Here is a 23627-nt window from a genome sequence, read left to right on the forward strand (position 1 = left end):
CTGCAAATACCAGAATAGCAACATTGCGCAGCACCATGTTTGATAATTATCAAACTCCTTTCACTTAAGCAATGGAATTTCAGCACTCCGGAAGTGGGTCCAGGAGGCGAGATGCCTCCGGTTGATCAGGCTAGCTGCAGCTGAAGCGGGCCCAGGCCGAGGAGCGTGAGCCAGTGGGGATGGTCTTGGCCGGTCATCAGCTGGGCCGGACTTTTACCGACTCGCTGCGGAACCCTGCTGCGCAGAAAGCAGCGATGGTTCAGGAAGAACAGCAGGAGATCCAGGTACGCGCCGCCGAACTGGCGACGCAGCGTGAAGTAGGTTCGCAACTTTGAGTTCAGATGCTCGACAAGCGCGCTCGAGCGCGGTGTCTGGGCCATGGCCTGCGCCACAGCGTCGACGACGGCATGAAATTGTGCGCCCATCCTGGCGCGCAGCCGGTTCCATCCTTGCCGCAGCTCCAGGTTGGGACCGGCCACCTGCTGCCCATAGCGCTGTGCTTCGTCGACAGTGTCAAACGTGGCCCAGAATGTTTTGGGCAACAGCTTGCTCTTCACACTGAGCTGATAGGTACTTGAGGGAGTGGTTTTTTTGTCAAGGCCATGAATCCAAGATAGGATTCAAACGCTCAAAAGTCAAACGGCCAGCAGGCCGTTGTGAGGGAGGCGCACCTCCCGTACCGGGAGGTGCGAACCCTGTTCGAACAGGCTCAGAGTGAGCTAAGTCCTTGATTTTCTGGAGGCGAGGACGGGAATCGAACCCGTCTAAACGGCTTTGCAGGCCGCTGCATAACCTCTTTGCTACCTCGCCAGAGACTTGCTGCGCCACCCTCGGTGGGGTGACAAAAAAAGGAAGCGATGCTTCCCTTTCGAATTCTGGAGCGGGAGAAGAGTCTCGAACTCTCGACCTCAACCTTGGCAAGGTTGCGCTCTACCAACTGAGCTACTCCCGCATTTTTCAAGACCATGATTATCGCAGAAACTGAGCAACATTTCAAGGATAACCTTACGACGTTTTTTCCGACTGACTGGAGCGGGAGAAGAGTCTCGAACTCTCGACCTCAACCTTGGCAAGGTTGCGCTCTACCAACTGAGCTACTCCCGCGCTGCCACCACATCGTTACAACTTCGTCACAACAGGCCGGCATTATAGATGATCTGAACGCCCTGTCAAGGATCGACAGCCAATTACTGCGATCAATCCATCATGCCGCCTTTTTCCTTGATCAGCGGCCAGGCCAGGCGCATGTAGTAAAACATCGACCAGACGGTCAATACGGCGGCCAGCACCATCAGGTATTCGCCCAACAGCTGGGTGTCGATGAAGCGAAACAGCATGTCGTGCCACAGCAGCAGCGGGATGGCGGTCATCTGCGCGGCGGTCTTGATCTTGCCGATCGAGCTGACCGCGACCGAGCGCGACGCGCCGATCTGCGCCATCCATTCGCGCAGCGCCGAGATGGCGATTTCGCGGCCGATGATGATGAAGGCGAGGAAGTGGTCGACCCGGTCCAGGTGCACCAGCACCAGCAGCGCGCCGGAGACCATCAATTTGTCGGCCACCGGATCGAGGAAGGCGCCGAAGGCCGAGGTCTGGTTCCAGCGGCGCGCCAGGAAGCCGTCGAACCAGTCGGTGACGGCGGCGATGATGAATACCAGGGTGGCCGCCATGTCCTGGTCGGAGCGCGGCAGCCAGTGGACCGGCAGGTAGTACACGCCGACGACGAGCGGAATCAGGGCTACACGTAACCAGGTCAGGAGAATCGGGATATTAAAGGGCATAGAGGCGGGCGCACTGGTTAAGCGTTGATAGATGCTTGCGCCGCTAGTCTACCTTGCCCACGGTGTTTTAACCAGTTTGGACCGTGCGCGCGGTCGGCGCGCACGGCCCTGCGTCAACATCGTCAGTGCAGCTGCTTGTAAATCTCTTCGGCCAGCTGGGTCGAGATGCCTTCGACCGACATCAGGTCTTCGACGCTGGCGTCGACCACGCCGCGCAGCCCGCCGAAGCGCGCCAGCAGCTTCTGGCGGCGCTTGGCGCCGATACCCTCGATCTCTTCCAGGCGCGAGGTCTGGCGCGTCTTGGCGCGCTTGGCGCGCATGCCGGTGATGGCGAAGCGGTGCGCCTCGTCGCGGATCAGGGCGACCAGCATCAGCGCCGCCGATTCCTTGCCCAGCTCCTGCGACGCGCGCCCGTCGACAAACATCAAGGTCTCGAGGCCGACCCGGCGCCCCTCCCCTTTGGCCACGCCGACGATCAGCGAGATGTCCAGGCCCAGTTCGGCGAATACCTGGCGCGCCATTTCGATCTGGCCCTTGCCGCCGTCGATCAGCACCACATCGGGCATGACGCCGTCGCCGTTGGCGACTTTTTCGTAGCGCCGCATCAGTACCTGGCGCATGGCCGCGTAATCGTCGCCCGGCGTGATGCCGTTGATGTTGTAGCGCCGGTATTCGCCATTCTGCATGGCGTGGTGATGGAACACCACGCACGAGGCCTGCGTGGCCTCGCCTTGCGTGTGGCTGATGTCGAAGCACTCGATGCGCAGCGCATCGAGGTCGCTCGCGTCGAGCGCCAGCGCTTCGGCCAGCGCGCGCGTGCGCGATTGCTGCGAGCCCTGTTCCGACAACAGGCGCGCCAGCGAAATGTCGGCGCCCTTCTGCGCCATCTCGAGCCACTGGCGGCGCTGCCCCTGCGGCTGGAAAATCAGGTTGATGCGGTGCCCGCACTGCTCGGTGAGCGCCACCATCAGGGCCGGCTGGTCGAATTCGATATTCAGGATCAGCACCCCGGGGATGAATTTTTCGCTGTAGTGCTGCGCCAGGAACGCGGCCAGCACCTCGACTTCGATCGCCCCTTCCGCAATCGCGGCGGCGTCGCTGACCTGGGTCGGAAAATAGGCGCGGTCGCCCAGGTGGCGCCCGCCGCGCACCATGGCCAGGTTGACGCAGGCACGCCCGCCCTGCACCACCACGGCGATGATGTCGACATCGGCGTCGCCGCCGGTCTCCATGCTTTGCTGGTGCAGCACGCGCGCCAGCGACTGGATCTGGTTGCGCACCGCGGCGGCCTGCTCGAATTTGAGTTCGCCCGCGAAGGCGTGCATCTTCGTTTCCAGGTCGGCCATCACTTCGCTCTGGCGTCCGCGCAGGAATCTGGCGGCGTTGTCGACATCGAGCTTGTATTCGTCGCGCGTGATCAGGTCCACGCAGGGCGCGCTGCAACGCCCGATCTGGTGCAGCAGGCAGGGGCGCGTGCGGTTCGAAAACACGCTGTCCTCGCAGGTGCGCAGCATGAACACCTTCTGCAAGATCTGCATCGATTCCTTGACCGCCCAGGCGCTCGGAAACGGCCCGAAATACTGGTTCTTCTTGTCGACCGCGCCGCGGTAGTAGGCCATGCGCGGCACGTCCTGCCCGCTGATCTTCAGGTAGGGATACGATTTATCGTCGCGGAACAGGATGTTAAAACGCGGCTTGAGCGTCTTGATCAGGTTGTTTTCGAGGATCAGCGCCTCGGCTTCGCTGTGCGTCACCGTGGTCTCGAGGCGCGCGATGCGCTCGACCATCATGGCGATGCGCGGGCTGGACAAATTCTTCTGGAAGTAGCTCGACACACGCTTCTTGAGGTCGCGCGCCTTGCCCACGTACAGGACCGCGTCAAGCGCGTCGAAATAGCGATACACGCCCGGCAGGTTGGGCAGCTTCGCCACCGTGGTCAGCACCTGTTCGCGCGCGGCCGCCGCGCCGGGGTCGGCGGCGCCGGGAAGTTCGGGAGTCACATCGGTCATAACACAATCAATCCGGGTCAATTCAATCAGGCTTGCCGGGTGACGATCACGAAAGCGACGCCGTATTCGGCTTCATCGCTCACCGTCACCTGGGCGCAAAGCCCATTTTGCCGCATAAAGTCGGCCAGCGCGCCACTGCAGACCATGACGGGCTGCCCGCCTGGCGTATTGAGCATCTGGGCGCTGCGCCAGGCCATCGGCAGGCGCAGGCCCAGGCCGAGCGCTTTCGAGAACGCTTCCTTGGCCGCGAAGCGCGTGGCCAGGTAGCGCAGGCCGCGCACCGGGTTCTGCGCGCGGCGCTGGCGGAACACCGCCAGTTCGTCGTCGCCCAGAATTTTGCCGGCAAAGCGCTCGCTGCGCGCCAGCGCCGCGTCGATGCGCGCGACCTGCACGATGTCGGTGCCGATCCCGTAGATCACCAGCGCGCCGCGGTTCACGCAGCCAGGCGCGCCGCGACCATGATCGCCTTCATCTCGCGCACCGCGTTCTCGAAGCCGGCGAACAGCGCGTGCGCGACGATCGCGTGGCCGATATTGAGTTCGCCGATATCGGCGATGGCGGCGATCGCCTGTACGTTCTGGTAGTGCAGGCCGTGGCCGGCGTTGACCTTCAGCCCGCGCGCGACGCCATAGCGCGCGCCAAGGCGGATGCGCTCGAGTTCATGCGCCAGCTCGTCCGGGCCCGCTTCGGCGTAGCGCCCCGTATGCAGTTCGATCACCGGCACGCCGATGTCGGCGGCCGCGCCGATCTGCGCTTCGTCGGCGTCGATGAAGAGACTGACGCGAATGCCCTCCCCTTGCAGCTGCCTGACGGCCGCTTCGACTTCTTTCTGGTAGCGGATCACATCGAGGCCGCCTTCGGTGGTCACTTCCTCGCGCCGCTCCGGCACCAGGCACACATCCTGCGGGCGCACCGAGCAGGCAAAGTCGATCATCTCGCGCGTGACGGCCGCTTCCAGGTTCATGCGGGTCATCAGTTGCGGGCGCAGGGCAATCACGTCGGCGTCCTTGATGTGGCGCCGGTCTTCGCGCAGGTGCAGGGTGATCACGTCGGCGCCGGCCTGCTCGGCCAACATGGCCGCGCGCAGCGGGTCGGGATAGACGGTGCCGCGCGCATTGCGCAAGGTCGCCACGTGGTCGATGTTCACGCCCAGGTCGATGACCGGGCCATTCGGTTGGAGGAAGCTCATCTTGGTTGGTTGCTCGCTTGCTGAGGTTGCGTGGTTAATCTATAACTGCATCAGGTCGATCAGGATCTGGCGCGTGTTCAGGGTGGCGCCGCCGAGCTGGTGCGCCAGCAGAAAGCGCAGCAGGAGTTTGCTCTGCGCCTGCGTGAGCGGGTCGCCGTAGTCTTCGCGTTCCATGTCGAGCAGGGTCTTGCCGCTCACCACGGGCCAGCTGTCGCTACCGCGCGCCGGGCGCGCGCCGCGCTCGGGGTCGACCACGTAGTCGCCATCGGGTTCGACCGCCGCGCGCGTGCTGGTGCAGCGGGTCAGGTCGGCGGCCACGCCTGTCTCTTTAAGTAAGGCCCGTTCGAATTTTCGCAAGACCACCGGCGCCGGTTCGTTATGCGCCAGCTGGTTCAGGGTCGAGACGTAGTGGTCGAACAAGGCCGGGTGCGGGTCGTCGCGCGCGATCAGCTTGACCAGCAGTTCGTTGAGGTAGAAGCCGCACAGCAGCGCCGTCTTTTCGAGCGGGAGCATGCCGCCCACCCACTCGGCGTCGATCAGGGTGCGCAGTTCGGACTTGCCGCTCCAGGCGGCCTGCAGCGGCTGGAAGGTTTGCAGCACGCCGCGCAGTTTCGACAGCGGCCGCTTGGCGCCCTTGGCGACCAGGCCCACGCGGCCGAAGTCGCGCGTGAACATGTCGACGATCAGGCTGGTTTCTTTGTAGGGATAACTGTGCAGCACGAAGGCTGGCTGGCCGTTCACCTTCTCCACGCGCTGGGGCGCGCGCCGCCGCGCGGGCGGCGCCGCGGGTGTCTGCGCGGCCGGCGCCGCGCTGGCCGCTACGGCGACGGTCAGGTCGGCGTCGTTGGTGGGCATGCGGCGGGCGGGGACGCCTTACTCGTAGCCGTAGGCGCGCAGGCCGGCTTCATTGTCGGCCCAGCCGGACTTGACCTTGACCCAGATTTCCAGGTACACCGGGCCGCCGAACAGCTTTTCCATGTCCAGCCGCGACTGGGTCGATACTTCCTTCAGGCGCGCGCCCTTGTTGCCGATGACCATGGACTTGTGGGTGTCGCGCTCGACCAGGATGGCGGCGAACACACGCCGCAGGTCGCCTTCCTGTTCGAATTTTTCGATCAGGACGGTGCTGGTGTACGGCAGCTCGTCGCCCACCAGGCGAAACAGTTTTTCGCGCACGATTTCGGAAGCGAGGAATTTTTCGCTGCGGTCGGTAATGTCGTCCGGGCCGAACACCGGCGCGTTCTCGGGCAGGAGGCGCTTGATTTCGTTTTGCAGGCCGTCGAGCTGGAACTTGAGCTTGGCCGATACCGGCACGATGGCCGCGAAGTCATGCTTGGCCGCGATCTGCTGGGCAAACGGCATCAGCGCCGCCTTGTCCTTGACCCGGTCCGACTTGTTGATCACCAGGATGCACGGCACGTCGGTCGGCAACAGGTCGATCACTTGCTGGTCGGCCGGGCCGAAGGTGCCCGCTTCGATCAGGTACAGGATCACGTCGGCCGAAATGAGGGTGTTGGTGACCGTCTTGTTGAGCGTCTTGTTGAGCGCATTCGCGTGGCGCGTCTGGAAGCCCGGCGTATCGACGTAAATGAACTGGGCGTCGTCCACGGTCTGGATGCCGGTGATGCGGTGGCGCGTGGTCTGGGCCTTGCGCGAGGTGATCGAGACTTTGGCGCCGATCAGCACGTTCATCAGGGTCGATTTGCCCACGTTGGGGCGGCCGACGATGGCGATATAGCCACAACGGAAGTTTTCTGGGGTGGTTGTGGCGTTCATGCTGATTTCGTTTCCGGATGCGGGTGTTTAGGGGTTTTGGCGTCGACCGGCAAGGCGCCGTCGTCGTCGTGGTCGCCATCGCTCTGGATGGTGGCGATGCCGGCCAGTTTGAGCTGGGCCGCGCGCGGCTTGGCCTTGCGGCCGGCCGCTGGCGTCTTCAGCAGGGCTTGCTCGGCCACCTCGAGCGCGAGCTTGGCGGCGGCCTGTTCGCCGGCGCGGCGGCTGCCGCCACGGCCGTAGACCTGGATGCCGAGCTTGGGCACCAGGCATTCGATTTCGAATTCCTGGCTGTGCGCGGCGCCATGCGTGGCCACGACATTGTAAGTCGGCAAAGAGATTTTTTTGCTTTGCAGGAATTCCTGCAAGAGCGTCTTGGCATCCTTGCCCAGGGTGCGCGGGTCGACCGAGTCGAGAATGGGGATATAAAAGGCGCGGATCACGTCGCGCGCGGCGTTGAAACCGGCGTCGAGGAAAATCGCGCCCAGCAGCGCTTCGAGCGTATCGGCCAGGATCGAGGGACGGCGAAAGCCCCCCGACTTGAGTTCGCCCTCGCCCAGGCGCAGGAACTGCGACAGTTCCAGTTTCTGGGCGATTTCGTAGAGCGACTGCTGTTTGACCAGGTTGGCGCGCAGGCGCGACAGGTCGCCCTCGTCGATGGCGGCAAAGCGCTCGTACAGGACCGAGGCCACCACGCAGTTCAGGATCGAATCGCCCAAAAACTCGAGGCGCTCGTTATGCAAACTGCTGTGGCTGCGGTGCGTCAAGGCTTGCTGCAACAGGCCAGCATCCTGGAACGTATACCCTAAGCGCGTTTGCAATAACTGAAGATTCATGTGTCGGACTTCTTGGTTGGACTGCCTTAACGGACGGGTTCAGCTGGTTTTTCAGGGATCTTGCCGCTTGGATCGGTGGTGCCGGAATAATCGATCATCAGGGTGACATTGGTGATCAGCGGGATGCGCGCGGTGTAGGCAAACGCGACCTGGGTCTCGCCGGTATCCTTGGTGATGATCAATTCGTTACCCTTGATCGAGTTGATGCTGTTGATATCGGCGTGCTTGTCGAAAGCGATCTGGATTTCACGCACCGTGCCATCGGCACGCTTGGCCGAAAGAACGCCGGCCTTGACCGAGCGGTATTCCAGGAAAGTCGGAAAGACTTTCATGGCAAACATGGCAATGAAGGTAATGATGCCGAGCACAAAGATCAGCCCGACCAGGGAGATGCCTTGCTGTTGTGCCAGATTGGCCGGTTTCGGTCCGTACATAGTCAATTCCCGGTGATGTTAGTGAATGCTGCCGATGCGTTTGAGGCTACTGAAATTCATCCAGACAAAAAACGCCTTGCCGACGATATTCTTGTTCGGGACGAATCCCCAGTAGCGGCTGTCGGCGCTGTTGTCGCGATTATCACCCATCATAAAGTAATTGCCCGCAGGTACGACACAAGTAAATTGCTCGGCACTGTAAGTACAGGCTTCGTGTTGCGGAAAGTTCTTTACCTGCTCCGGGTTATACGTCAACTTGCCCGGCTCGTTGAGGATACGGTGCGGCGGCTCCGACAGGTTTTCGGTGAATTGCTTATGGTACACGAGCTTTTCATCGTCGAGGTAGTCGTCCAGCGGCGCGTACGCGAGCTCCTTGCCGTTGACCGAGAGGCGCTTGTTGGCATAGGTGATTTTATCACCCGGCACGCCCACCACCCGCTTGATGTAGTCTTGCGTCATGTCTTCCGGGTATTTGAACACCATCACATCGCCGCGTTGCGGGTCGTTGACGTCGATGACCTTCTGGTTCAGCACCGGCAAGCGGATGCCGTAGGTGAACTTGTTCACCAGGATCAGGTCGCCGATCATCAGGGTCGGCACCATCGAGCCCGACGGAATCTTGAACGGTTCGTACAGGAAGGAACGCAAGATGAACACCAGCGCGATCACCGGGAAAAAGCTGCCCGAATACTCGATCCAGGTCGGCTGGCGCAGGATCGCCGCAGCGATCGCGTCGCGGCTGGTGTTGTCGACCTTGATGCCTTCGGCGGTCAGCTTGGCATTGCGCGCGTCGAAGGCGGCCACGGCCGCATCGGCCGCGGCGCGCCGCTGACGCGCAAAGTAAAACACATCCAGGCACCAGATAATGCCCGTGAGCACCATCGCCACGAACAGGATCAGCGCAAAGTTCCCTAAGATAAACTGCAGGTTCATTTATCGTCCACTTGTAAAATTGCCAGGAAGGCTTCTTGTGGAATTTCCACCGAGCCAACCTGTTTCATGCGCTTTTTACCGGCTTTTTGTTTCTCGAGCAATTTCTTCTTACGGCTGATGTCGCCGCCATAGCACTTGGCCAGCACGTTCTTGCGCAAGGCTTTGACGTTCTCGCGCGAAATGACGTTGGCGCCGATGGCGGCCTGGATGGCCACGTCGAACATCTGGCGCGGAATCAGCTCGCGCATCTTGGCGGCCACCTGGCGGCCACGGAACTGGCTGTTGGCGCGGTGCACGATGATCGCCAGCGCGTCGACTTTTTCGCTGTTGATCAGCATGTCGACCTTGACCACGTCGGCGGCCCGGTATTCCTTGAACTCGTAATCCATCGAGGCATAGCCGCGCGAGGTCGATTTCAGGCGATCGAAGAAGTCGAGAACGATCTCGGCCATCGGCATTTCGTAGATCAGCTTGACCTGGCGGCCGTGGTAACTCATGTCCATCTGCACGCCGCGCTTGCCGATGCACAGGGTGATGACCGAGCCGACGTATTCCTGCGGCATGTACAGATTGACCGTGACGATCGGCTCGCGCACTTCCTCGATCTTGGACGGGTCCGGCATCTTGGAAGGATTGTCGACCCGGATCAGGGACCCGTCGCGCATGATCACTTCGTACACCACGGTCGGCGCCGTGGTGATCAGGTCCATGTCGAATTCGCGTTCCAGGCGTTCCTGCACGATTTCCATGTGCAACAGGCCGAGGAAGCCGCAGCGGAAGCCGAAGCCCAGCGCCTGCGACACTTCCGGCTCGTACATCAAGGCCGCGTCGTTCAGCTTGAGCTTTTCGAGCGAGTCGCGCAGCGCGTCGTACTGGTTCGCTTCGACCGGGAACAGGCCGGCGAACACCTGTGGCTGGACCTCCTTGAAGCCTGGCAGCGGCGCCGCGGCCGGCCTGGCGGCGTGGGTGACGGTGTCGCCCACTTTGGCGGCCTTGAGCTCCTTGATGCCGGCGATCACAAAACCGACCTGGCCGGCCGAAATCTGCGGCAGCGATTGCGATTTCGGGCTGAACACGCCCACGCTCTCGACCAGCTGCACCGATTCGGACGCCATCAGGAGGATTTTTTCTTTCGGTTTCAGGGTGCCGTTGATCACGCGCACCAGCATCACCACGCCGACATAGTTATCGAACCACGAATCGACGATCAGCGCCTGCAGCGGCGCGTCCGGATCGCCTTTGGGCGGCGGCACGCGCGCGATCAAGGACTCGAGCACGTCTTCCACGCCCAAGCCGCTCTTGGCCGAGCACTTGACGGCGTCGGTCGCATCGATCCCGATCACGTCTTCGATCTCGGCGATCGCATTGGCCGGATCGGCGTGCGGCAAGTCGATCTTGTTCAGGACAGGCACCACTTCGACGCCCAGGTCGAGCGCCGTGTAGCAGTTGGCCACGGTCTGCGCTTCCACGCCCTGGGAAGCGTCGACCACCAGCAGCGCGCCTTCGCAGGCCGACAGCGAGCGCGACACTTCATAGCTGAAGTCGACGTGGCCGGGGGTGTCGATCAGGTTCAGGTTGTACACCTGGCCGTCGCGCGCCTTGTAATGCAGGGCGGCGGTCTGGGCCTTGATGGTGATGCCGCGCTCGCGCTCCAGGTCCATCGAATCGAGCACCTGGGCTTCCATGTCGCGGTCGGACAGGCCGCCGCAGATCTGGATGATACGGTCGGCCAGGGTCGATTTGCCGTGATCGATGTGGGCGATGATGGAAAAGTTACGTATGTTGTTCATTAATGCAATTCAAAACCAAGTAGGGAAGGACGACATTCGGGGTGGTCGCGCGCTCTTTGCAGTGCCGGCTTGCCGTATCGGGGCGACGCCGCCCCAGACGAAAAAAGCGCTCCGTGGGGGCCATGGCAATCCCCAGGCGAGCGCCTTATCAAGCAAGAGAAGCTGTCAAGCTCAGGACAGAAGCTATTTCCGACCCCCGCATTTTACCGGATTTCAGGGTAGAAAGCCGGCTTAATGCCGAATTCCGCGTAAACATTGTTAAATCAATACATCGAACGTGGCCAGGTAGCCGCGCACCGCCGCCGCGTCGAGGAAGTAGTGGCACAGCTCGGGTTGGGCCGGGTCGCCGAACAGCACCGGCACCAGCTCGTCGAAACGCGCCACCAGGGCCGGGTCGGCATCGACATCGATCACCTCCACGGCGAAGCGGACGGTGTCGGTTTGCAGTGCCTCGAGGGCGGCCAGCAGGTCGTCGCACAGGTGGCAGTAACCACGGGAATACAGGGTAAATGGGATCATGGGACGGGGACGAAAGAAAAAAGGCGGGCGCGCGGCCCGCCGGGGAGGCTTGCCTGTGCCCTTATTGACGCGGGCGGATCACCACGTATTGCGTGCTCTCGTCGCGGCGCACCAGCACGGCGGCGCTTTTCTTGGGATCGAGCTTGGCGACCATGGCGTTAAATTGCTTCGCATCCTTGACTTCGACATTGTTCAGTTGCAGGATCAGGTCGCCCGGGCGCAGGCCGGCGCGCGCCGCCGCCCCCTCGCTGGCGTCGACCAGCACGCCGGAAGCGATCTCGAGCTCCTTGCGCTGCGCCTCGCTCAGGTCGGACACGTGCAGGCCCACCGCGTTCGCGGCTTGCTCGGGGGCCGGCTTCTTGACGGCCGGCTTGCGCGCCGACTTGTCGTCGTCGAGGGCGACGATATTGACCGGGATCTCTTTTTGCTGGCCCTGGCGCCAGACCGTCACGACCGCCTTGCTGCCGACGGCGGTCGAGCCGACCAGGCGCGGCAAGTCGGCGCTGCGCTCGATATCCTGGCCATTGAATTTGAGGATGATGTCGCCGACCTTGATACCGCCCTTGTCGGCCGGCCCACCCGCTTCCACGCGCGCCACTTCGACGCCGCGCGCCTTGCCCAGTCCGAGCGACTCGGCCACTTCCTTGCTCACTTCGCCGATTTCGACGCCCAGGCGACCGCGCGTGACCCGCCCGGTCTTCTTGAGCTGGTCGGCCACGCGCATCGCTTCATCGATCGGCACGGCGAAGGAAATGCCGTTGTAGCCGCCGGACAAGGTCGCGATCTGCGAATTGATGCCGATCACTTCGCCGCGCATATTGATCAGCGGGCCGCCCGAGTTGCCGGGATTGACCGCCACATCGCTCTGGATCAGCGGCAGGTATTCGCCGGTGTCGCGCGACTTGGCCGAAATGATGCCGGCCGTGACGGTGTTGTCCAGATTAAATGGCGAACCGATGGCGATCACCCATTCGCCGACCCGGATCTTGTTGGAGTCGCCGATGGTCAGGCTGGGCAACTGCTGCGCTTCGAGCTTGAGCACGGCCACGTCGGAGCGCTTGTCCGAGCCGAGCACCTTGGCCTTGAATTCGCGGCGGTCGGTCAGGGTGACCAGCACTTCGTCGGCGCCATCGACGACGTGCGCGTTGGTCAGCACGAAACCGTCGGGCGAGACGATAAAGCCCGAGCCGACCCCGCGCTGGACTTCTTCCTCTTGCGGCTGCTGGGGCGAGCGCCGTCCGCGCGGGTCCTGGCCGCGCGGCGCGGCGCCGCCGAAGAAGCGCCGCAGGAATTCCTGCATTTCCTCTTCATTGGGACTGCCCTGCCCCTGCTTGAGTTTTTCGGTGGTGCGGATGTTGACCACCGCCGGCCCGACCTTGTCGATCAGGTCGGTAAAATCGGGCAAGCCCTTGACCAGCGGCGCCCCGGCGGCGGCGGCGGCAACGGCGGCCGCGCCCGCAGTGGGGACGAAGGCCAGGGCCGAGGTGGCGATAAACAGGGAAGAGAGCAGCTTGTTGCCAGCGGAAAGTGTCATGGTCATCGGAGTGGGGAATCGGAACAAAGATTGACGTTATGGTAAGCCAAAACGCCATCCTTGTCGCGGCGTGCCGCGCGGGCGGCTGGCAAGCGGGTTTTTTGCCGGAAAACGCCGCTGGCCAGCGCTGCAGCTCAGAGGTTGAGAGTTTTTCGAGCGTGCCCGAGCAGCGCGCCAGAGAGTGGCCGAGCTAGCAGCCTGTCGGACTTGGGGAGTCGAAGCGAAAAAATAGCTGGGCGAGGCCAGATTTTGACGATTTCGCAGTGCCAATAGCGAGCTATTGGCCGAGAAAGCGGCGAAATATGGGCCGTCCCAGGTATTTTTGCAGCCGACGATCCCAAGTCCGACAGGCTGCTAGGCGCAAAGCACAGCCATAGCTCGGGCTATGGCGAGCATTTGCAACGACGAGCGGGCGCTTTCTGGCGTGATGAGCGGGCATGATCGAAAGACTCTCAACCTCTCAGGATACCGAGGTGATGGGCGGCTTGATCGTGACGTCCGCCTTGGGGTCGGCGCCACCCTCAACCCCGTCGGCCGCGCCGGCCTCCACGTCTGCGCCGCCGGCGTTGAGCTCGACGTCGGCGGCGCCGTTGGCCGCCGCCTTGACCACGGCGATGGTGACCGCCGCGGCCCCCGGCGCGATGCTGGCCTCGGCGGCGGCGCCGCTGATGTCGAGCGCGTCGAGTGGCGCGTGCGGCGCCGCGGCGAGCGCCTGGCCGTCAAGGTCGAGCGGCGATTCGCTGATCGCGCCGGCACTGGCGCCGGCGGACTCGCCCGGCGCCGCGCCGATCCCGGTTACCGGCCCGGCCGCGCCGGCGGCAACCGCCAGCGGCGTGACCGCCGGGGCGCGCCGCGCGAGCGCCTCGGGCGCGGCGCGCAGCAGGCGCTTGGCCGGCGTCGGCTCGGCGGCCAGGCGCGCGGCCAGTTTGTCGGCAAAACCGGCCGACAGGTGTGGCGCGCCCTGCTCGCGGATGACGTCGCGGATGCGGTGGTAGGCATGCCACGCATGTTCGCCCTCGGCCGAGCGCAGCGCGTCGTCGGGAAGCGTGGAAGGCGCCAGTTCGTGGTCGCTGAAGGCCGAGATCTGCTCCCGGATGGTTTTCGGGGTGTCCATCGATATTTCCATCACTGTAAGTGTGACCAAAAGTTAACCGATTAGAGCGATCATTGCTACACCTAACGTCGTTTGTCAACCGGATAGTCGAGCAAGGGCCTCAACTTGTCGGCGATGACCTCGCGCGCCCGGAAGATCCGGCTGCGCACCGTTCCGATAGGACAGGACATGACTTCGGATATTTCCTCGTAACTCAAGCCTTCAATTTCGCGCAGGACAATCGCGGTCCGCAATTCCAGCGGCAATGCTTCCATCGCGGCATTGACCGTGTACGCGATCTGCTTGCTTGCCAACACCGATTCCGGCGTGTTGATGTCTCGCAAACTTTCCGCATCGTCAAACGCTTCGGCGCGCTCGGCATCGGCTTCGGTCGAGGTCGGCGCACGCCTGCCCTGTGTGACGAGAAAATTCTTCGCCGTATTGATTCCGATCCGGTACAACCAGGTATAAAACGCGGAATCCCCCCTGAAGTGCCGCAAGGCACGATACGCCTTGATAAATGTTTCCTGCACAACGTCCTCGGCCTCGGCCGGATCATGCACCAGGCGCGACACCAGCCGCATCAGCCTGCGCTGATATTTGCTGACAAGCAGGTCGAACGCCTGCCTCTCGCCAGCCTGGACGCGCTCAACCAGCAGTTGATCACACTCGCGTTCTGTCGTCACTGACCCTGCCCTCTTGGCTGCGGCAGCGAACCGTCCCTATGTCTATAGAGTTGGCCGCTTGCAATAAGTTCAAAGTATTTTGTTATTTCCGACAAATTGTTTGTCCCGCCCGGCAATGGCCCGTACAGCGACCGATAAAGCCCGAAACTGCTCGCGGGGCACGCTGTCCGGCCAGATGAGCTGCACAGTGATGCGCTCGCCGGTGGGTGAACCCAGCAGCAGGAGCAGGCTGTACGGCCAAATAGTCGATCCGGGAAGCAATTGCAGCACATCCGCTTGCGCCGGTACTGCGCTCAAGCTCTGTTGTACCGTCAGGCGAATCTCGCCGAGTCCAGAAATATCAATCCTGCGCCGCTTTTCCCCCTGCTTCGATGCACTCCATGCAAGCAATGCTGCCAAGGCGCAAGCCCCGGCGGACACTGCCGTCCAAACGCCGGCCGCGCCCATGCCCGCGGCCCAGCGCCAGACGAGCGCAAGAGCCACAGCCAGATTGAGCGCGGCGTAGCCAAGCAGGACCAGGCGCAACAAGCGCGACGGCCTGATGCAGGCGGAAACCGCAATCGACATAATCAGTAGGAAAGGTGCTGCGGGGCGCCAGCGCGTAAGGATGCACTGGGCAAATCGGACCCCGGCGAGTGCCGCCGGCGTTTCATCGACGCCCACACTTGAGACAAGTGCGGGCGCCGAAAGTTCATGCTATGACGCGAATATTTTCCTGCGCGTCATTGCACCATGGATAAAGCGAACGACGTAGCTTACGCCTTGCCGAATACCAGAGTGCCGTTGGTGCCACCGAAGCCGAACGAGTTCTTCACCGCGATGTCGATCTTCATCTCGCGCGCCGTGTTGGCGCAGAAGTCCAGGTCGCAAGCGGGGTCCTGGTTGAAGATGTTGATCGTCGGCGGCGAGATCTGGTGATGCATCGCCAGCACGGTAAACACCGCTTCCAGGCCGCCGGCGCCGCCCAGCAGGTGGCCGGTCATCGACTTGGTCGAATTGACCACCAGCTTGCCGGCATGCGCGCCGAAGGTCTTCTTCAAGCCCTGCACTTCGGCCACGTCGCCCTGCGGCGTCGAGGTACCGTGCGCATTCACATAATTGACCTGGTCGGCGTTGATGCCGGCGTTGGCCAGGGCCGATTGCATGCAGCGGCTCGCGCCACTGCCGTCTTCGACCGGGGCGGTCATGTGATAGGCGTCGGCGCTCATGCCAAAGCCGAGCAGTTCGGCGTAGATCTTGGCGCCGCGCGCCTTGGCGTGCTCGTACTCTTCGAGCACCATCACGCCGGCGCCTTCGCCCAGCACGAAGCCGTCGCGGTCGCGGTCCCACGGCCGCGAGGCGGTAGCCGGATCGTCGTTGCGCGACGACAGCGCGCGTGCCGAGGCGAAACCGCCCAGGCCCAGCGGCGAGATGGTCGCTTCGGCGCCGCCGGCGATCATCACGTCGGCGTCGCCGTACTCGATCAGGCGGCCAGCCGCGCCGATGCTGTGCAGGCCGGTGGTGCAGGCCGTGACGATGGCCAGGTTCGGACCGCGCAAGCCGTACTCGATCGACAGGTTGCCCGAAATCATGTTAATGATCGAGGCCGGGACGAAGAATGGCGAAATGCGGCGCGGGCCGCGCTTGCTGTAGTCTTCCTTGGTGTCTTCGATCAGCGGCAAGCCGCCGATGCCGGACCCGACGATCACGCCGATACGGTCGGCATTTTCTTCGGTGACCACCAGTCCGCTGTCGCGCATGGCTTGCATGCCCGCCGCCATGCCGTAATGGATAAACGTATCCATGTGGCGGGCATCCTTGGCCGAGATGTAATCCTCGATATTGAAACCCTTGACTTCGCCCGCGAAGTGGGTCGAAAAAGGCTGCGCATCAAACCTGGTGATGTTGGCAATGCCCGACTTGCCGGCCAGTGCGGCGTTCCACGTGTCGGCAACCGTGTTGCCGATAGGTGAAACGGCGCCCAGCCCGGTGATGACGACACGACGATTTCGTGAACGGCTCAAGCGATTCTCCCGAGAAAAATTGTAAAACTTAGGCCTTGACGTGCGCCGTAGCGTAGTCGATCGCCTGTTTCACGGTGGTGATTTTTTCAGCTTGTTCGTCAGGGATTTCCATTTCGAATTCGTCTTCCAGCGCCATCACCAGTTCGACCGTGTCGAGGGAATCAGCGCCGAGATCGTCAACGAACGAGGATTCGATTTTGATGTCTACTTCTGCAACGCCCAGTTGCTCAGCGACGATTTTTTTAACGCGTTGTTCGATATCCGACATGTTATGGCTCCATTGTGTGTGTTACGGAAAGTGCGCGCATTTTATCAGGTTTGCGCGGCGAAAAACTAATTTCGGTGTCTGCCGCAAATTCCACCGAACGTACTGCTAAATGACGAGAATTCCCTTTATTCTCTCCGTGCGCACACCCACAAATGGGAGCGGACAAAGGGATGTCAACATCAATTCATATACATGCCGCCATTCACGTGCAAGGTCGTGCCCGTGATATATGCCGCCTGCGGCCCCGCCAGGAAGGCCACCGCGTGCGCGATATCTTCCGGCGCGCCCAAGCGTCCCAGCGGAATCTGCGTCAGCAAGCCGGTATGCTGCTCGGCGCTCAGCGCGCGGGTCATATCGGTATCGATAAAGCCAGGCGCGATGCAGTTCACCGTGATATTGCGGCTGCCGATTTCACGCGCCAGCGCCCGGCTCATGCCGGCCACGCCGGCCTTGGCCGCCGCGTAATTCATCTGGCCCGCATTGCCGGCCGAGCCGACCACCGAGGTGATATTAATGATACGCCCATGTTTCGCTTTCATCATGCCGCGCAGGACCGCGCGCGACAGGCGCCCCACGGCCGACAGGTTGGTGGCGATGACGCTGTCCCATTCCTCGTCTTTCATGCGCATAGCCAATTGATCTTGGGTAATGCCGGCATTGTTGACCAGGATCGACAGGCTGCCGCAGCCCTTTTGCACATCGTCGATGATGGCGGCGCAGGCCGCCGCGTCGGTCACATTGAGCACGGCGCCCTTGCCGCCGAACTCGGCCAGATAGGCGGTAATCGCCTGCGCGCCGCTTTCGGTGGTGGCGGTGCCGACCACCTTGGCGCCCTGGCGGGCCAGTTCGAGTGCGATGGCCTTGCCGATGCCTCGCGACGCGCCCGTGACCAGGGCGACTTGATTTTCCAGATTCATTGAGATCCTTTTATGCTGACGTTCTGCGATACTGCGCTTAACAGCTTACGCCTGATTGAGACTGCTCAATACGCGCTCGAGCGAAGCCTGGTCGACCAGCGCCTCGCCCACCAATTGCGCATCGATGCGCTTGGCCATGCCGATCAGCACCTTGCTCGGCGCCGATTCGATCACCTGGGTGACGCCGTCGGCCGCCATTTTCTGCATGGTTTCGACCCAGCGCACCGCGCCGGCCGCCTGGCGCACCAGCGCATCCTTGATCGCGTCGGGATCGTTCAGGATAGCCACGTCGACGTTGTTGATCAAGTCGATCCGCGGCGCCGCGAACGGCACGTCTTTCAGGTACGTGCGCAGGCGGTCCGAAGCGGGTTTCAGCAAGGACGAATGGAACGGCGCCGACACCGCCAGCTTCATGGCGCGCTTGGCGCCCTTGGCCTTGGCCAGTTCGCAGGCGCGCTCGACGGCGCCATTGTGCCCCGCGATCACGATCTGGGTCGGTTCGTTGAAATTGACGGCCTCGACCACTTCGGCCGGGTTCGCCGCCGCCGCTTCGGCACAGACCGCGCGCACCTCGTCGGCGGGCAGGCCGAGAATGACGGCCATGCCGCCCTGCCCGACCGGCACCGCTTCCTGCATGGCTTGGGCGCGAAAGCGCACCAGCGGCACCGCATCCTTGAAGGCGATCACGCCGGCCGCCACCAGGGCCGAATACTCGCCCACGCTGTGCCCGGCCACCACCGACGGCACGGCGCCGCCGGCCGCGATCCAGGCGCGGTACACGGCCACCGAGGCGGTCAGCATGATCGGCTGGGTGTTGGTGGTCAGGTCCAGCTCTTCCTTGGGACCGTCGGCGATCAGCTTGCCGAGGTCGAAGCCGAGCGCTTCGCTGGCTTCGGCGATGGTGTGTTCGACCGCCGGGTTGCCGGCGAAGCCATTCAACATGCCGATGGCTTGCGAACCCTGGCCGGGAAATACGAACGCGAATTTATTCATGGAATGATGTCCTCCTGTTTTGTTTTTATGGCGGCATCCGCACCAAGGACTGGTGCGGGCAAGAAATTATGGCGGAGCGGCGCGGGCGCCGCCCGGGCCTTACATGCGCACCAGCACGGCGCCCCAGGTAAAGCCGCCGCCGACGCCTTCCATCATGACGGTCTCGCCAGCCTTGATGCGGCCGTCGCGCACGGCGATGTCGAGCGCCAGCGGAATCGACGCGGCCGAGGTATTGCCATGCTGGTCGACCGTGACCACCATTTTGTCTAACGGCAAGCCGAGCTTTTTGGCCGTGCTTTTCATGATGCGGATATTCGCCTGGTGCGGTACCAGCCAGTCGACCTGGTCGGCCGTCATGCCGGCGTGCTCGAGCACTTCCTTGGCCACCTGTTCGAGCACCGTCACGGCCAGCTTGAAGACGGCCGGGCCATCCATGTACAAGAAGCCGCTGCCGGCGATCACGCCGCCGGCCAGGGTGCCGGGCACGCTCAGGATGTCGGAATACCGGCCGTCGGCATGCAATTTGGTCGAGAGGATGCCCGGCTCTTCCGAGGCGGAGAGGACGATGGCGCCGGCGCCGTCGCCGAACAGCACGCAGGTGGTGCGGTCGTTAAAATCGAGAATCCGCGAAAACACTTCGGCGCCGATCACCAGCACGTTCTTGTGCGCGCCCGACTTGATGAAGGCGTCCGCCACCGAGACCGCATACACGAAGCCGCTGCAGACGGCCTGCACGTCGAAGGCGGCGCTATTGTTATGCATGCCGAGCTTGCGCTGGACGATGCAGGCGGTGCTGGGAAAGCTGCCGTGAAAGTCCGGGGTCGAACTGGCCACGATGACGAGGTCGATTTCCTCGGCATGCTTGCCGGCCATCTCGAGCGCCTGCCTGGCGGCCGCGACGGCCAGGTCGGAAGACAATTCGTCGGGCGCTGCGTAATGCCGGTTCGAAATGCCGCTGCGCGAGACGATCCACTCGTCCGAGGTTTCGATGCCCTTGGCCGCCAGTTGCTCGGTCAGGTCGCCGTTGGAGACGCGCTTGGCCGGCAGATAGCTGCCGGTGCCGATAATTTTGCTGTACAAGGTCATGCTGGCCGTCCTACGAGTGGGTTATCCCTGGCACTTCCGGGTCAGGCGTGCGGGGCATCAACTCGGCGATCATGGCCGAGAGCTGCTCCTGCACATTGTATTTTGCCGCGTCAAACGCCCTTTTGATCGCCCACTCATAAGAGTACGCATCGGCGCCGCCATGGCTCTTGAACACCAGGCCGCGCAAACCGAGCAGGCTGGCGCCGTTGTAGCGCGAAGGATTGAACGTGTTGGAAAATTTCTTCAAAGCACCGCGCCCGATCAAGGCGGCCAGCATGGTCAGCGGATTGCGCTTGAACTCGGTGGTGAGCGCATCCTTGACGAAGCGGCCCAGGCCCTCGGCCGCCTTGAGCGTGACGTTGCCGACGAAACCGTCGCACACCACGATGTCGGTGGTGCCCTTGAAAATATCGTTGCCCTCGACATTGCCGAAGAAATTCAGGGCCCCGCGCTCATGGTCTTCGCGCAGCAGCTTGGCGGTGGCCTTGACCACTTCATTGCCCTTGATTTCTTCGGTGCCCACATTGAGCAAGCCAATGGTGGGACGCTTGATGCCTTCCATGGCCGAGACCAGCACCGAGCCCATGATGGCGAACTGGTGCAAGTGATGCGGCTCGCAGTCGACGTTCGCGCCCAGGTCCAGCATATAGGTCGGGCCGTTTTTCTGGTTGGGAAGGATCGAGCAAATGGCGGGACGGTCGACCCCGGCCATGGTCTTGAGCACATAGCGCGAGACCGCCATCAGGGCGCCGGTATTGCCGGCGGACACGCAGGCCTGGGCCTTGCCGTCCTTGACCAGCTCGATCGCCACGCGCATCGACGAATCCTTCTTGCGGCGCAGCGCGATTTCGATGGGATCATCCATCGTCACCACTTCCGAGGCATGCAGGATGGACAGGCGCGGATGGCTGTCGGCTTTGTGTTTTTTAAGTTCTGCGCGCAACTCGTCCTGCAGGCCGACCAGAATCAGTTCTGCTTCAGGTTCGCTGGAAAGGAAAGAAAGTGCTGCGGGGATAGTAACTGAGGGGCCATGATCGCCGCCCATGCAGTCAATGGAAATTTTAATTGTCATTTTGTGGATTCGTACCGCGACTCAACAGCGTGTGGCGGCAGGATGCGATCTGTATGTGGACGAACGCCAAGCAGAGTCTGCGTAATTCGAAATGACGGTGTGCAAAGCTGGTTTGCAGCCGGGGACAAAGAAAAAGCGGTGCGACGCACAAAATAGTCGTTGCACCGCTTTTATCTTACTCAAACTAAAACGTCGATTACTCGTCGTTTTTGGTTTTGAGAACTTTGCGACCACGGTAAAAGCCGTTAGGGCTGATGTGGTGACGCAGGTGCGTTTCACCGGTGGTTGGCTCGATGCCCAGTTGTGGCGCGACCAGGAAGTCGTGCGAACGGTGCATACCGCGCTTCGAAGGGGATTTCTTATTTTGCTGAACAGCCATGATGACTCCTAATACATAAGTTCTAAAATTCTAACACAATCGATCAGCAAATACATGCGAATCGAGTATCCCAGCGGCAAAATTTCTTACCGACATGTTTAACGCCGACCTACCTTTTACTACCAATGCCATACTCGACTACAACACGCGTTTGACACGTTCTTCACTACTGCTTGTTCTGTATTCCAGCCGCTCGCGGCTCGCCGGTCGCGGCTTCCGACTATTCCGGCTTGAGGTTCTTCAGCCCCGCAAACGGCGATGGCTTGTCGGACTTGACCGCATCGAGCAGCTTGTTGTCCGGGCACACGTCGTGCTTGGGCACTTGCGGCAGGGCCAGCAAGGCCTCGTCCTCGAACAGGTCGCGCACATCGCATTCGCGGCTGCCGACGATGACGTCGATGCTCTCGTCGTCCAGGATCTCTTCGATCTCGTCCGCATGCTCGTCATCCTTGCCGAGCATCAGCACGGTGGACGAATCCATCTCGTAAGCGAACGGGGCCAGGCAACGCTGGCATACCAGCTGGACCGTGCCGGAAACCGACAAGCTCAACTGCGGATAACCCAACTTGCTGGTCGACCCATCGATGGTCCAGGCGATCTGGCCCGACTGGTCGGCACAATCCTTGTTCAACCGGCTCATTTCAGCGACAGGCGTGACGCCTTCGCGATGGCCGTTGCTTCGACAAAACTCAAAAGCGTCGATGACAAAAGCACTCATTGCAGAAATTTTCCCCGGAAAACCTGCGATAATAACAGGCTTCTCGTTGTGGAGTCAAAGACTTAGCGCGATTATTTGGGCAAGGACCCGCGCGCTGTTGCTGGCGCGTGCACGCCGCGCCCGCCGGATGAATCCCGCTGCGCCCGCTAACCGGACCAGCCAACAGGACTTAAGTACGACATGATACCAACTTCCACCGCGCCGCGGCTAATTCTTGCATCGGGTTCCGCTTATCGGCGCGAATTACTTGAGCGCCTGCGCCTGCCGTTCGACGTGCTGGCGCCCGATATCGACGAAACGCAGCTGGGCGGCGAACTGCCCGAAGCGACCGCCCTGCGCCTGGCGCGCGCCAAGGCCGAAGCGGTGGCCGCGCGCGCGCCCGGCAGCGTGGTCATCGGTTCCGACCAGGTCGCCACGCTCGACGGCGCCCAGATCGGCAAGCCCGGCAACCACGCCAACGCCCTGCTGCAACTGCAAACCATGCGCGGGCGGCGCGTGGTGTTCCACACGGCCCTGTGCCTGTGGGACGGGCGCACCGGCACGGCGCAGGTGGAGAACGTGCAAACGTTTGTCACCGTGCGCGACCTGCCGGACGCCGAGCTGGACGCCTACCTGCGCATCGAACAACCCTACGATTGCGCCGGCAGCGCCAAGAACGAAGCGCTCGGCATCGCCATTCTGGAGCGCATCGACAGCACCGACCCGACCGCCCTCACCGGCCTGCCCCTGATCGCCCTGACCGGCATGCTGCGGCGCGCCGGTTTTACCTTTTTTCAATCGTGAGCATTATGTCCGGCACTTTATATCTGATCCCCAACACCCTCGGCGCGGCCGACCCGGCCGACCCGGCCGACCATGCGCTCGCCCACATCATCCCCGAGCAAGTCCAGGCCCTGACCGCGCGTCTTGATTACTTTGTCGCCGAAAACGCCAAGACCGCACGCGGCTTCCTGAAACTGATTGCGCTGCGCCATCCCCTGGCCAAGACCTTGCAGGAAATCGAGATTGCCGAACTGAACGTGAATACCCCGGCGCAAGCGCTGGCCGGCTTGCTGGAGCCCCTGTTGGCCGGGCGCGATGCCGGACTGATCTCTGAAGCGGGCGTGCCGGCGGTGGCCGATCCCGGCGCCGACCTCGTGCGCCTGGCGCACGAACGCGGCATCCAGGTGCGTCCGCTGGTCGGACCGTCCTCGCTGCTGCTGGCTGTGATGGCGAGCGGCTTGAACGGGCAGAGTTTTGCTTTTAACGGCTACCTGCCCACCGACGCCGCCCTGCGCACCAAGCGCATCAAGGAACTGGAAGCACGTTCGCGCGCGGAAAAGCAGACCCAGCTGCTGATCGAAACGCCCTACCGCAACGGCGCCATGCTCGAAGCGCTGGTCGGCGCCTGCCAGCCGGGCACCTTGATCTGCGTCGCGACCGACTTGAGCCTGCCGACGGAATCGATCCGCACCTTGAATGGCGGCAAATGGAAGGCGCTGCTGGCGGCCGGCAAGGCGCCGGATTTCCACAAGAAGCCGACCGTGTTTTTGCTGCTGGCATAAAAGGAGGCCCGCCGTGACGACGACATCCCGCTATTTCCCGGCGGCCTACAGGCATTTTGTCGACAATGGG

26 protein-coding genes and 3 tRNA genes are annotated in these 23627 nt (G+C 62.4%); 2 read left to right on the forward strand and 27 right to left on the reverse strand.

The features are described 5' to 3' along the window. Nucleotides 1-125: 125 nt before the first annotated feature. From F0185_RS31605 to F0185_RS31735, 27 genes are all read right to left on the reverse strand, one after another. The gene (locus F0185_RS31605) at nt 126-557 is read right to left on the reverse strand and encodes a hypothetical protein (RefSeq protein WP_167232266.1); all 432 of its coding nucleotides are present in this window, start codon (nt 555-557) and stop codon (nt 126-128) included. Between the two features lie 179 nt (nt 558-736). Further along, a tRNA-Cys gene (locus F0185_RS31610) sits at nt 737-810 on the reverse strand. A gap of 66 nt (nt 811-876) precedes the next feature. Next, nucleotides 877-952 (reverse strand) — tRNA-Gly (locus F0185_RS31615). 76 nt (nt 953-1028) lie between these two features. Beyond that, a tRNA-Gly gene (locus F0185_RS31620) sits at nt 1029-1104 on the reverse strand. 92 nt (nt 1105-1196) lie between these two features. Next, nucleotides 1197-1781 carry a CDP-diacylglycerol--glycerol-3-phosphate 3-phosphatidyltransferase gene (pgsA, locus tag F0185_RS31625; protein WP_167232298.1) on the reverse strand — a complete coding sequence of 195 codons (585 nt, stop codon included), beginning with the start codon at nt 1779-1781 and terminating at the stop codon, nt 1197-1199. Nucleotides 1782-1903: 122 nt separating this feature from the next. Then, a complete protein-coding gene (uvrC, locus tag F0185_RS31630) occupies nt 1904-3790 on the reverse strand; it encodes an excinuclease ABC subunit UvrC (RefSeq protein WP_187362705.1) in 1887 nt (628 codons plus the stop codon). Between the two features lie 26 nt (nt 3791-3816). Then, nucleotides 3817-4209: a holo-ACP synthase gene (gene acpS / locus F0185_RS31635; RefSeq protein WP_166895699.1), complete on the reverse strand. Its 393-nt coding sequence runs from the start codon at nt 4207-4209 to the stop codon at nt 3817-3819. A 14-nt stretch (nt 4210-4223) separates the two neighbouring features. Further along, nucleotides 4224-4979: a pyridoxine 5'-phosphate synthase gene (pdxJ, locus tag F0185_RS31640; RefSeq protein WP_167232300.1), complete on the reverse strand. Its 756-nt coding sequence runs from the start codon at nt 4977-4979 to the stop codon at nt 4224-4226. Between the two features lie 39 nt (nt 4980-5018). Beyond that, on the reverse strand, nt 5019-5834 hold the full coding sequence (gene recO, locus F0185_RS31645; protein WP_167232302.1) for a DNA repair protein RecO: 816 nt from the start codon (nt 5832-5834) through the stop codon (nt 5019-5021). A gap of 18 nt (nt 5835-5852) precedes the next feature. After that, a complete protein-coding gene (gene era / locus F0185_RS31650; protein ID WP_166895706.1) occupies nt 5853-6755 on the reverse strand; it encodes a GTPase Era in 903 nt (300 codons plus the stop codon). Continuing rightward, nucleotides 6752-7588 (reverse strand): ribonuclease III, encoded by an 837-nt coding sequence (gene rnc / locus F0185_RS31655; RefSeq protein ID WP_229477290.1) that lies wholly within the window; start codon nt 7586-7588, stop codon nt 6752-6754. The genes era and rnc overlap by 4 nt, the downstream gene beginning before the upstream one ends. Nucleotides 7589-7614: 26 nt before the next feature. Further along, complete coding sequence (locus tag F0185_RS31660; protein WP_167232304.1) at nt 7615-8022, reverse strand: DUF4845 domain-containing protein; 408 nt, start codon at nt 8020-8022, stop codon at nt 7615-7617. Nucleotides 8023-8040: 18 nt separating this feature from the next. After that, a complete protein-coding gene (gene lepB / locus F0185_RS31665; RefSeq protein ID WP_167232306.1) occupies nt 8041-8955 on the reverse strand; it encodes a signal peptidase I in 915 nt (304 codons plus the stop codon). Beyond that, nucleotides 8952-10745, reverse strand: coding sequence for a translation elongation factor 4 (gene lepA, locus F0185_RS31670; RefSeq protein WP_166895712.1), 1794 nt, complete (start codon nt 10743-10745; stop codon nt 8952-8954). Before lepA ends, lepB begins: the two co-directional genes overlap by 4 nt. A gap of 258 nt (nt 10746-11003) precedes the next feature. Further along, entirely contained in the window at nt 11004-11264 is a 261-nt protein-coding gene (locus F0185_RS31675) for a glutaredoxin family protein (protein ID WP_166895713.1), read from the reverse strand. A gap of 61 nt (nt 11265-11325) precedes the next feature. Further along, nucleotides 11326-12798, reverse strand: a complete 1473-nt coding sequence (locus F0185_RS31680; protein WP_167232308.1) for a DegQ family serine endoprotease — start codon at nt 12796-12798, stop codon at nt 11326-11328. Nucleotides 12799-13258: 460 nt separating this feature from the next. Beyond that, entirely contained in the window at nt 13259-13912 is a 654-nt protein-coding gene (locus tag F0185_RS34335) for an RseA family anti-sigma factor (protein WP_187362706.1), read from the reverse strand. 62 nt (nt 13913-13974) lie between these two features. Next, nucleotides 13975-14577, reverse strand: coding sequence for an RNA polymerase sigma factor RpoE (gene rpoE / locus F0185_RS31690; protein WP_166895720.1), 603 nt, complete (start codon nt 14575-14577; stop codon nt 13975-13977). Nucleotides 14578-14646: 69 nt separating this feature from the next. Beyond that, nucleotides 14647-15144 (reverse strand): protein YgfX, encoded by a 498-nt coding sequence (locus F0185_RS31695; RefSeq protein ID WP_308624939.1) that lies wholly within the window; start codon nt 15142-15144, stop codon nt 14647-14649. 188 nt (nt 15145-15332) lie between these two features. Next, nucleotides 15333-16580 carry a beta-ketoacyl-ACP synthase II gene (fabF, locus tag F0185_RS31700; RefSeq protein WP_166895724.1) on the reverse strand — a complete coding sequence of 416 codons (1248 nt, stop codon included), beginning with the start codon at nt 16578-16580 and terminating at the stop codon, nt 15333-15335. 28 nt (nt 16581-16608) lie between these two features. Next, nucleotides 16609-16848, reverse strand: a complete 240-nt coding sequence (acpP, locus tag F0185_RS31705) for an acyl carrier protein (protein ID WP_018059410.1) — start codon at nt 16846-16848, stop codon at nt 16609-16611. Between the two features lie 179 nt (nt 16849-17027). Continuing rightward, complete coding sequence (gene fabG, locus F0185_RS31710; protein WP_167232329.1) at nt 17028-17765, reverse strand: 3-oxoacyl-ACP reductase FabG; 738 nt, start codon at nt 17763-17765, stop codon at nt 17028-17030. A 45-nt stretch (nt 17766-17810) separates the two neighbouring features. After that, a complete protein-coding gene (fabD, locus tag F0185_RS31715) occupies nt 17811-18758 on the reverse strand; it encodes an ACP S-malonyltransferase (protein WP_167232331.1) in 948 nt (315 codons plus the stop codon). 99 nt (nt 18759-18857) lie between these two features. Continuing rightward, a complete protein-coding gene (locus tag F0185_RS31720) occupies nt 18858-19844 on the reverse strand; it encodes a beta-ketoacyl-ACP synthase III (protein ID WP_308624943.1) in 987 nt (328 codons plus the stop codon). 10 nt (nt 19845-19854) lie between these two features. Beyond that, nucleotides 19855-20916, reverse strand: coding sequence for a phosphate acyltransferase PlsX (gene plsX / locus F0185_RS31725; protein ID WP_167232333.1), 1062 nt, complete (start codon nt 20914-20916; stop codon nt 19855-19857). A gap of 196 nt (nt 20917-21112) precedes the next feature. Next, nucleotides 21113-21295 carry a 50S ribosomal protein L32 gene (rpmF, locus tag F0185_RS31730; RefSeq protein ID WP_008449924.1) on the reverse strand — a complete coding sequence of 61 codons (183 nt, stop codon included), beginning with the start codon at nt 21293-21295 and terminating at the stop codon, nt 21113-21115. 220 nt (nt 21296-21515) lie between these two features. Next, nucleotides 21516-22013: a YceD family protein gene (locus F0185_RS31735; RefSeq protein ID WP_187362707.1), complete on the reverse strand. Its 498-nt coding sequence runs from the start codon at nt 22011-22013 to the stop codon at nt 21516-21518. 180 nt (nt 22014-22193) lie between these two features. Between F0185_RS31735 and F0185_RS31740 the strand changes: the two genes are divergently transcribed. Then, nucleotides 22194-22796, forward strand: coding sequence for a Maf family nucleotide pyrophosphatase (locus F0185_RS31740; RefSeq protein ID WP_167232335.1), 603 nt, complete (start codon nt 22194-22196; stop codon nt 22794-22796). A gap of 5 nt (nt 22797-22801) precedes the next feature. Beyond that, nucleotides 22802-23557 (forward strand): SAM-dependent methyltransferase, encoded by a 756-nt coding sequence (locus F0185_RS31745; protein ID WP_167232337.1) that lies wholly within the window; start codon nt 22802-22804, stop codon nt 23555-23557. Nucleotides 23558-23627: the final 70 nt, after the last annotated feature.

It is taken from the genome of Massilia rubra, from assembly GCF_011682065.1.
Classification (GTDB): Bacteria; Pseudomonadota; Gammaproteobacteria; order Burkholderiales; family Burkholderiaceae_D; genus Telluria_A; species Telluria_A rubra.

What these genes read in the sequence shown, in the direction of transcription:
- fabD (WP_167232331.1), bottom strand. Translation starts at nt 18,758, where the DNA reads ATGAATAAATTCGCGTTCGTATTTCCCGGCCAGGGTTCGCAAGCCATC.
- F0185_RS31660 (WP_167232304.1), bottom strand. Translation starts at nt 8,022, where the DNA reads ATGTACGGACCGAAACCGGCCAATCTGGCACAACAGCAAGGCATCTCC.
- F0185_RS31675 (WP_166895713.1), bottom strand. Translation starts at nt 11,264, where the DNA reads ATGATCCCATTTACCCTGTATTCCCGTGGTTACTGCCACCTGTGCGAC.
- F0185_RS31745 (WP_167232337.1), top strand. Translation starts at nt 22,802, where the DNA reads ATGTCCGGCACTTTATATCTGATCCCCAACACCCTCGGCGCGGCCGAC.
- recO (WP_167232302.1), bottom strand. Translation starts at nt 5,834, where the DNA reads ATGCCCACCAACGACGCCGACCTGACCGTCGCCGTAGCGGCCAGCGCG.
- rpmF (WP_008449924.1), bottom strand. Translation starts at nt 21,295, where the DNA reads ATGGCTGTTCAGCAAAATAAGAAATCCCCTTCGAAGCGCGGTATGCAC.
- acpP (WP_018059410.1), bottom strand. Translation starts at nt 16,848, where the DNA reads ATGTCGGATATCGAACAACGCGTTAAAAAAATCGTCGCTGAGCAACTG.
- rnc (WP_229477290.1), bottom strand. Translation starts at nt 7,588, where the DNA reads ATGAATCTTCAGTTATTGCAAACGCGCTTAGGGTATACGTTCCAGGAT.
- F0185_RS31735 (WP_187362707.1), bottom strand. Translation starts at nt 22,013, where the DNA reads ATGAGTGCTTTTGTCATCGACGCTTTTGAGTTTTGTCGAAGCAACGGC.
- F0185_RS34335 (WP_187362706.1), bottom strand. Translation starts at nt 13,912, where the DNA reads ATGGACACCCCGAAAACCATCCGGGAGCAGATCTCGGCCTTCAGCGAC.
- plsX (WP_167232333.1), bottom strand. Translation starts at nt 20,916, where the DNA reads ATGACAATTAAAATTTCCATTGACTGCATGGGCGGCGATCATGGCCCC.
- F0185_RS31680 (WP_167232308.1), bottom strand. Translation starts at nt 12,798, where the DNA reads ATGACACTTTCCGCTGGCAACAAGCTGCTCTCTTCCCTGTTTATCGCC.
- F0185_RS31695 (WP_308624939.1), bottom strand. Translation starts at nt 15,144, where the DNA reads ATGTCGATTGCGGTTTCCGCCTGCATCAGGCCGTCGCGCTTGTTGCGC.
- lepA (WP_166895712.1), bottom strand. Translation starts at nt 10,745, where the DNA reads ATGAACAACATACGTAACTTTTCCATCATCGCCCACATCGATCACGGC.
- F0185_RS31740 (WP_167232335.1), top strand. Translation starts at nt 22,194, where the DNA reads ATGATACCAACTTCCACCGCGCCGCGGCTAATTCTTGCATCGGGTTCC.
- lepB (WP_167232306.1), bottom strand. Translation starts at nt 8,955, where the DNA reads ATGAACCTGCAGTTTATCTTAGGGAACTTTGCGCTGATCCTGTTCGTG.
- pgsA (WP_167232298.1), bottom strand. Translation starts at nt 1,781, where the DNA reads ATGCCCTTTAATATCCCGATTCTCCTGACCTGGTTACGTGTAGCCCTG.
- era (WP_166895706.1), bottom strand. Translation starts at nt 6,755, where the DNA reads ATGAACGCCACAACCACCCCAGAAAACTTCCGTTGTGGCTATATCGCC.
- pdxJ (WP_167232300.1), bottom strand. Translation starts at nt 4,979, where the DNA reads ATGAGCTTCCTCCAACCGAATGGCCCGGTCATCGACCTGGGCGTGAAC.
- F0185_RS31720 (WP_308624943.1), bottom strand. Translation starts at nt 19,844, where the DNA reads ATGACCTTGTACAGCAAAATTATCGGCACCGGCAGCTATCTGCCGGCC.
- uvrC (WP_187362705.1), bottom strand. Translation starts at nt 3,790, where the DNA reads ATGACCGATGTGACTCCCGAACTTCCCGGCGCCGCCGACCCCGGCGCG.
- fabG (WP_167232329.1), bottom strand. Translation starts at nt 17,765, where the DNA reads ATGAATCTGGAAAATCAAGTCGCCCTGGTCACGGGCGCGTCGCGAGGC.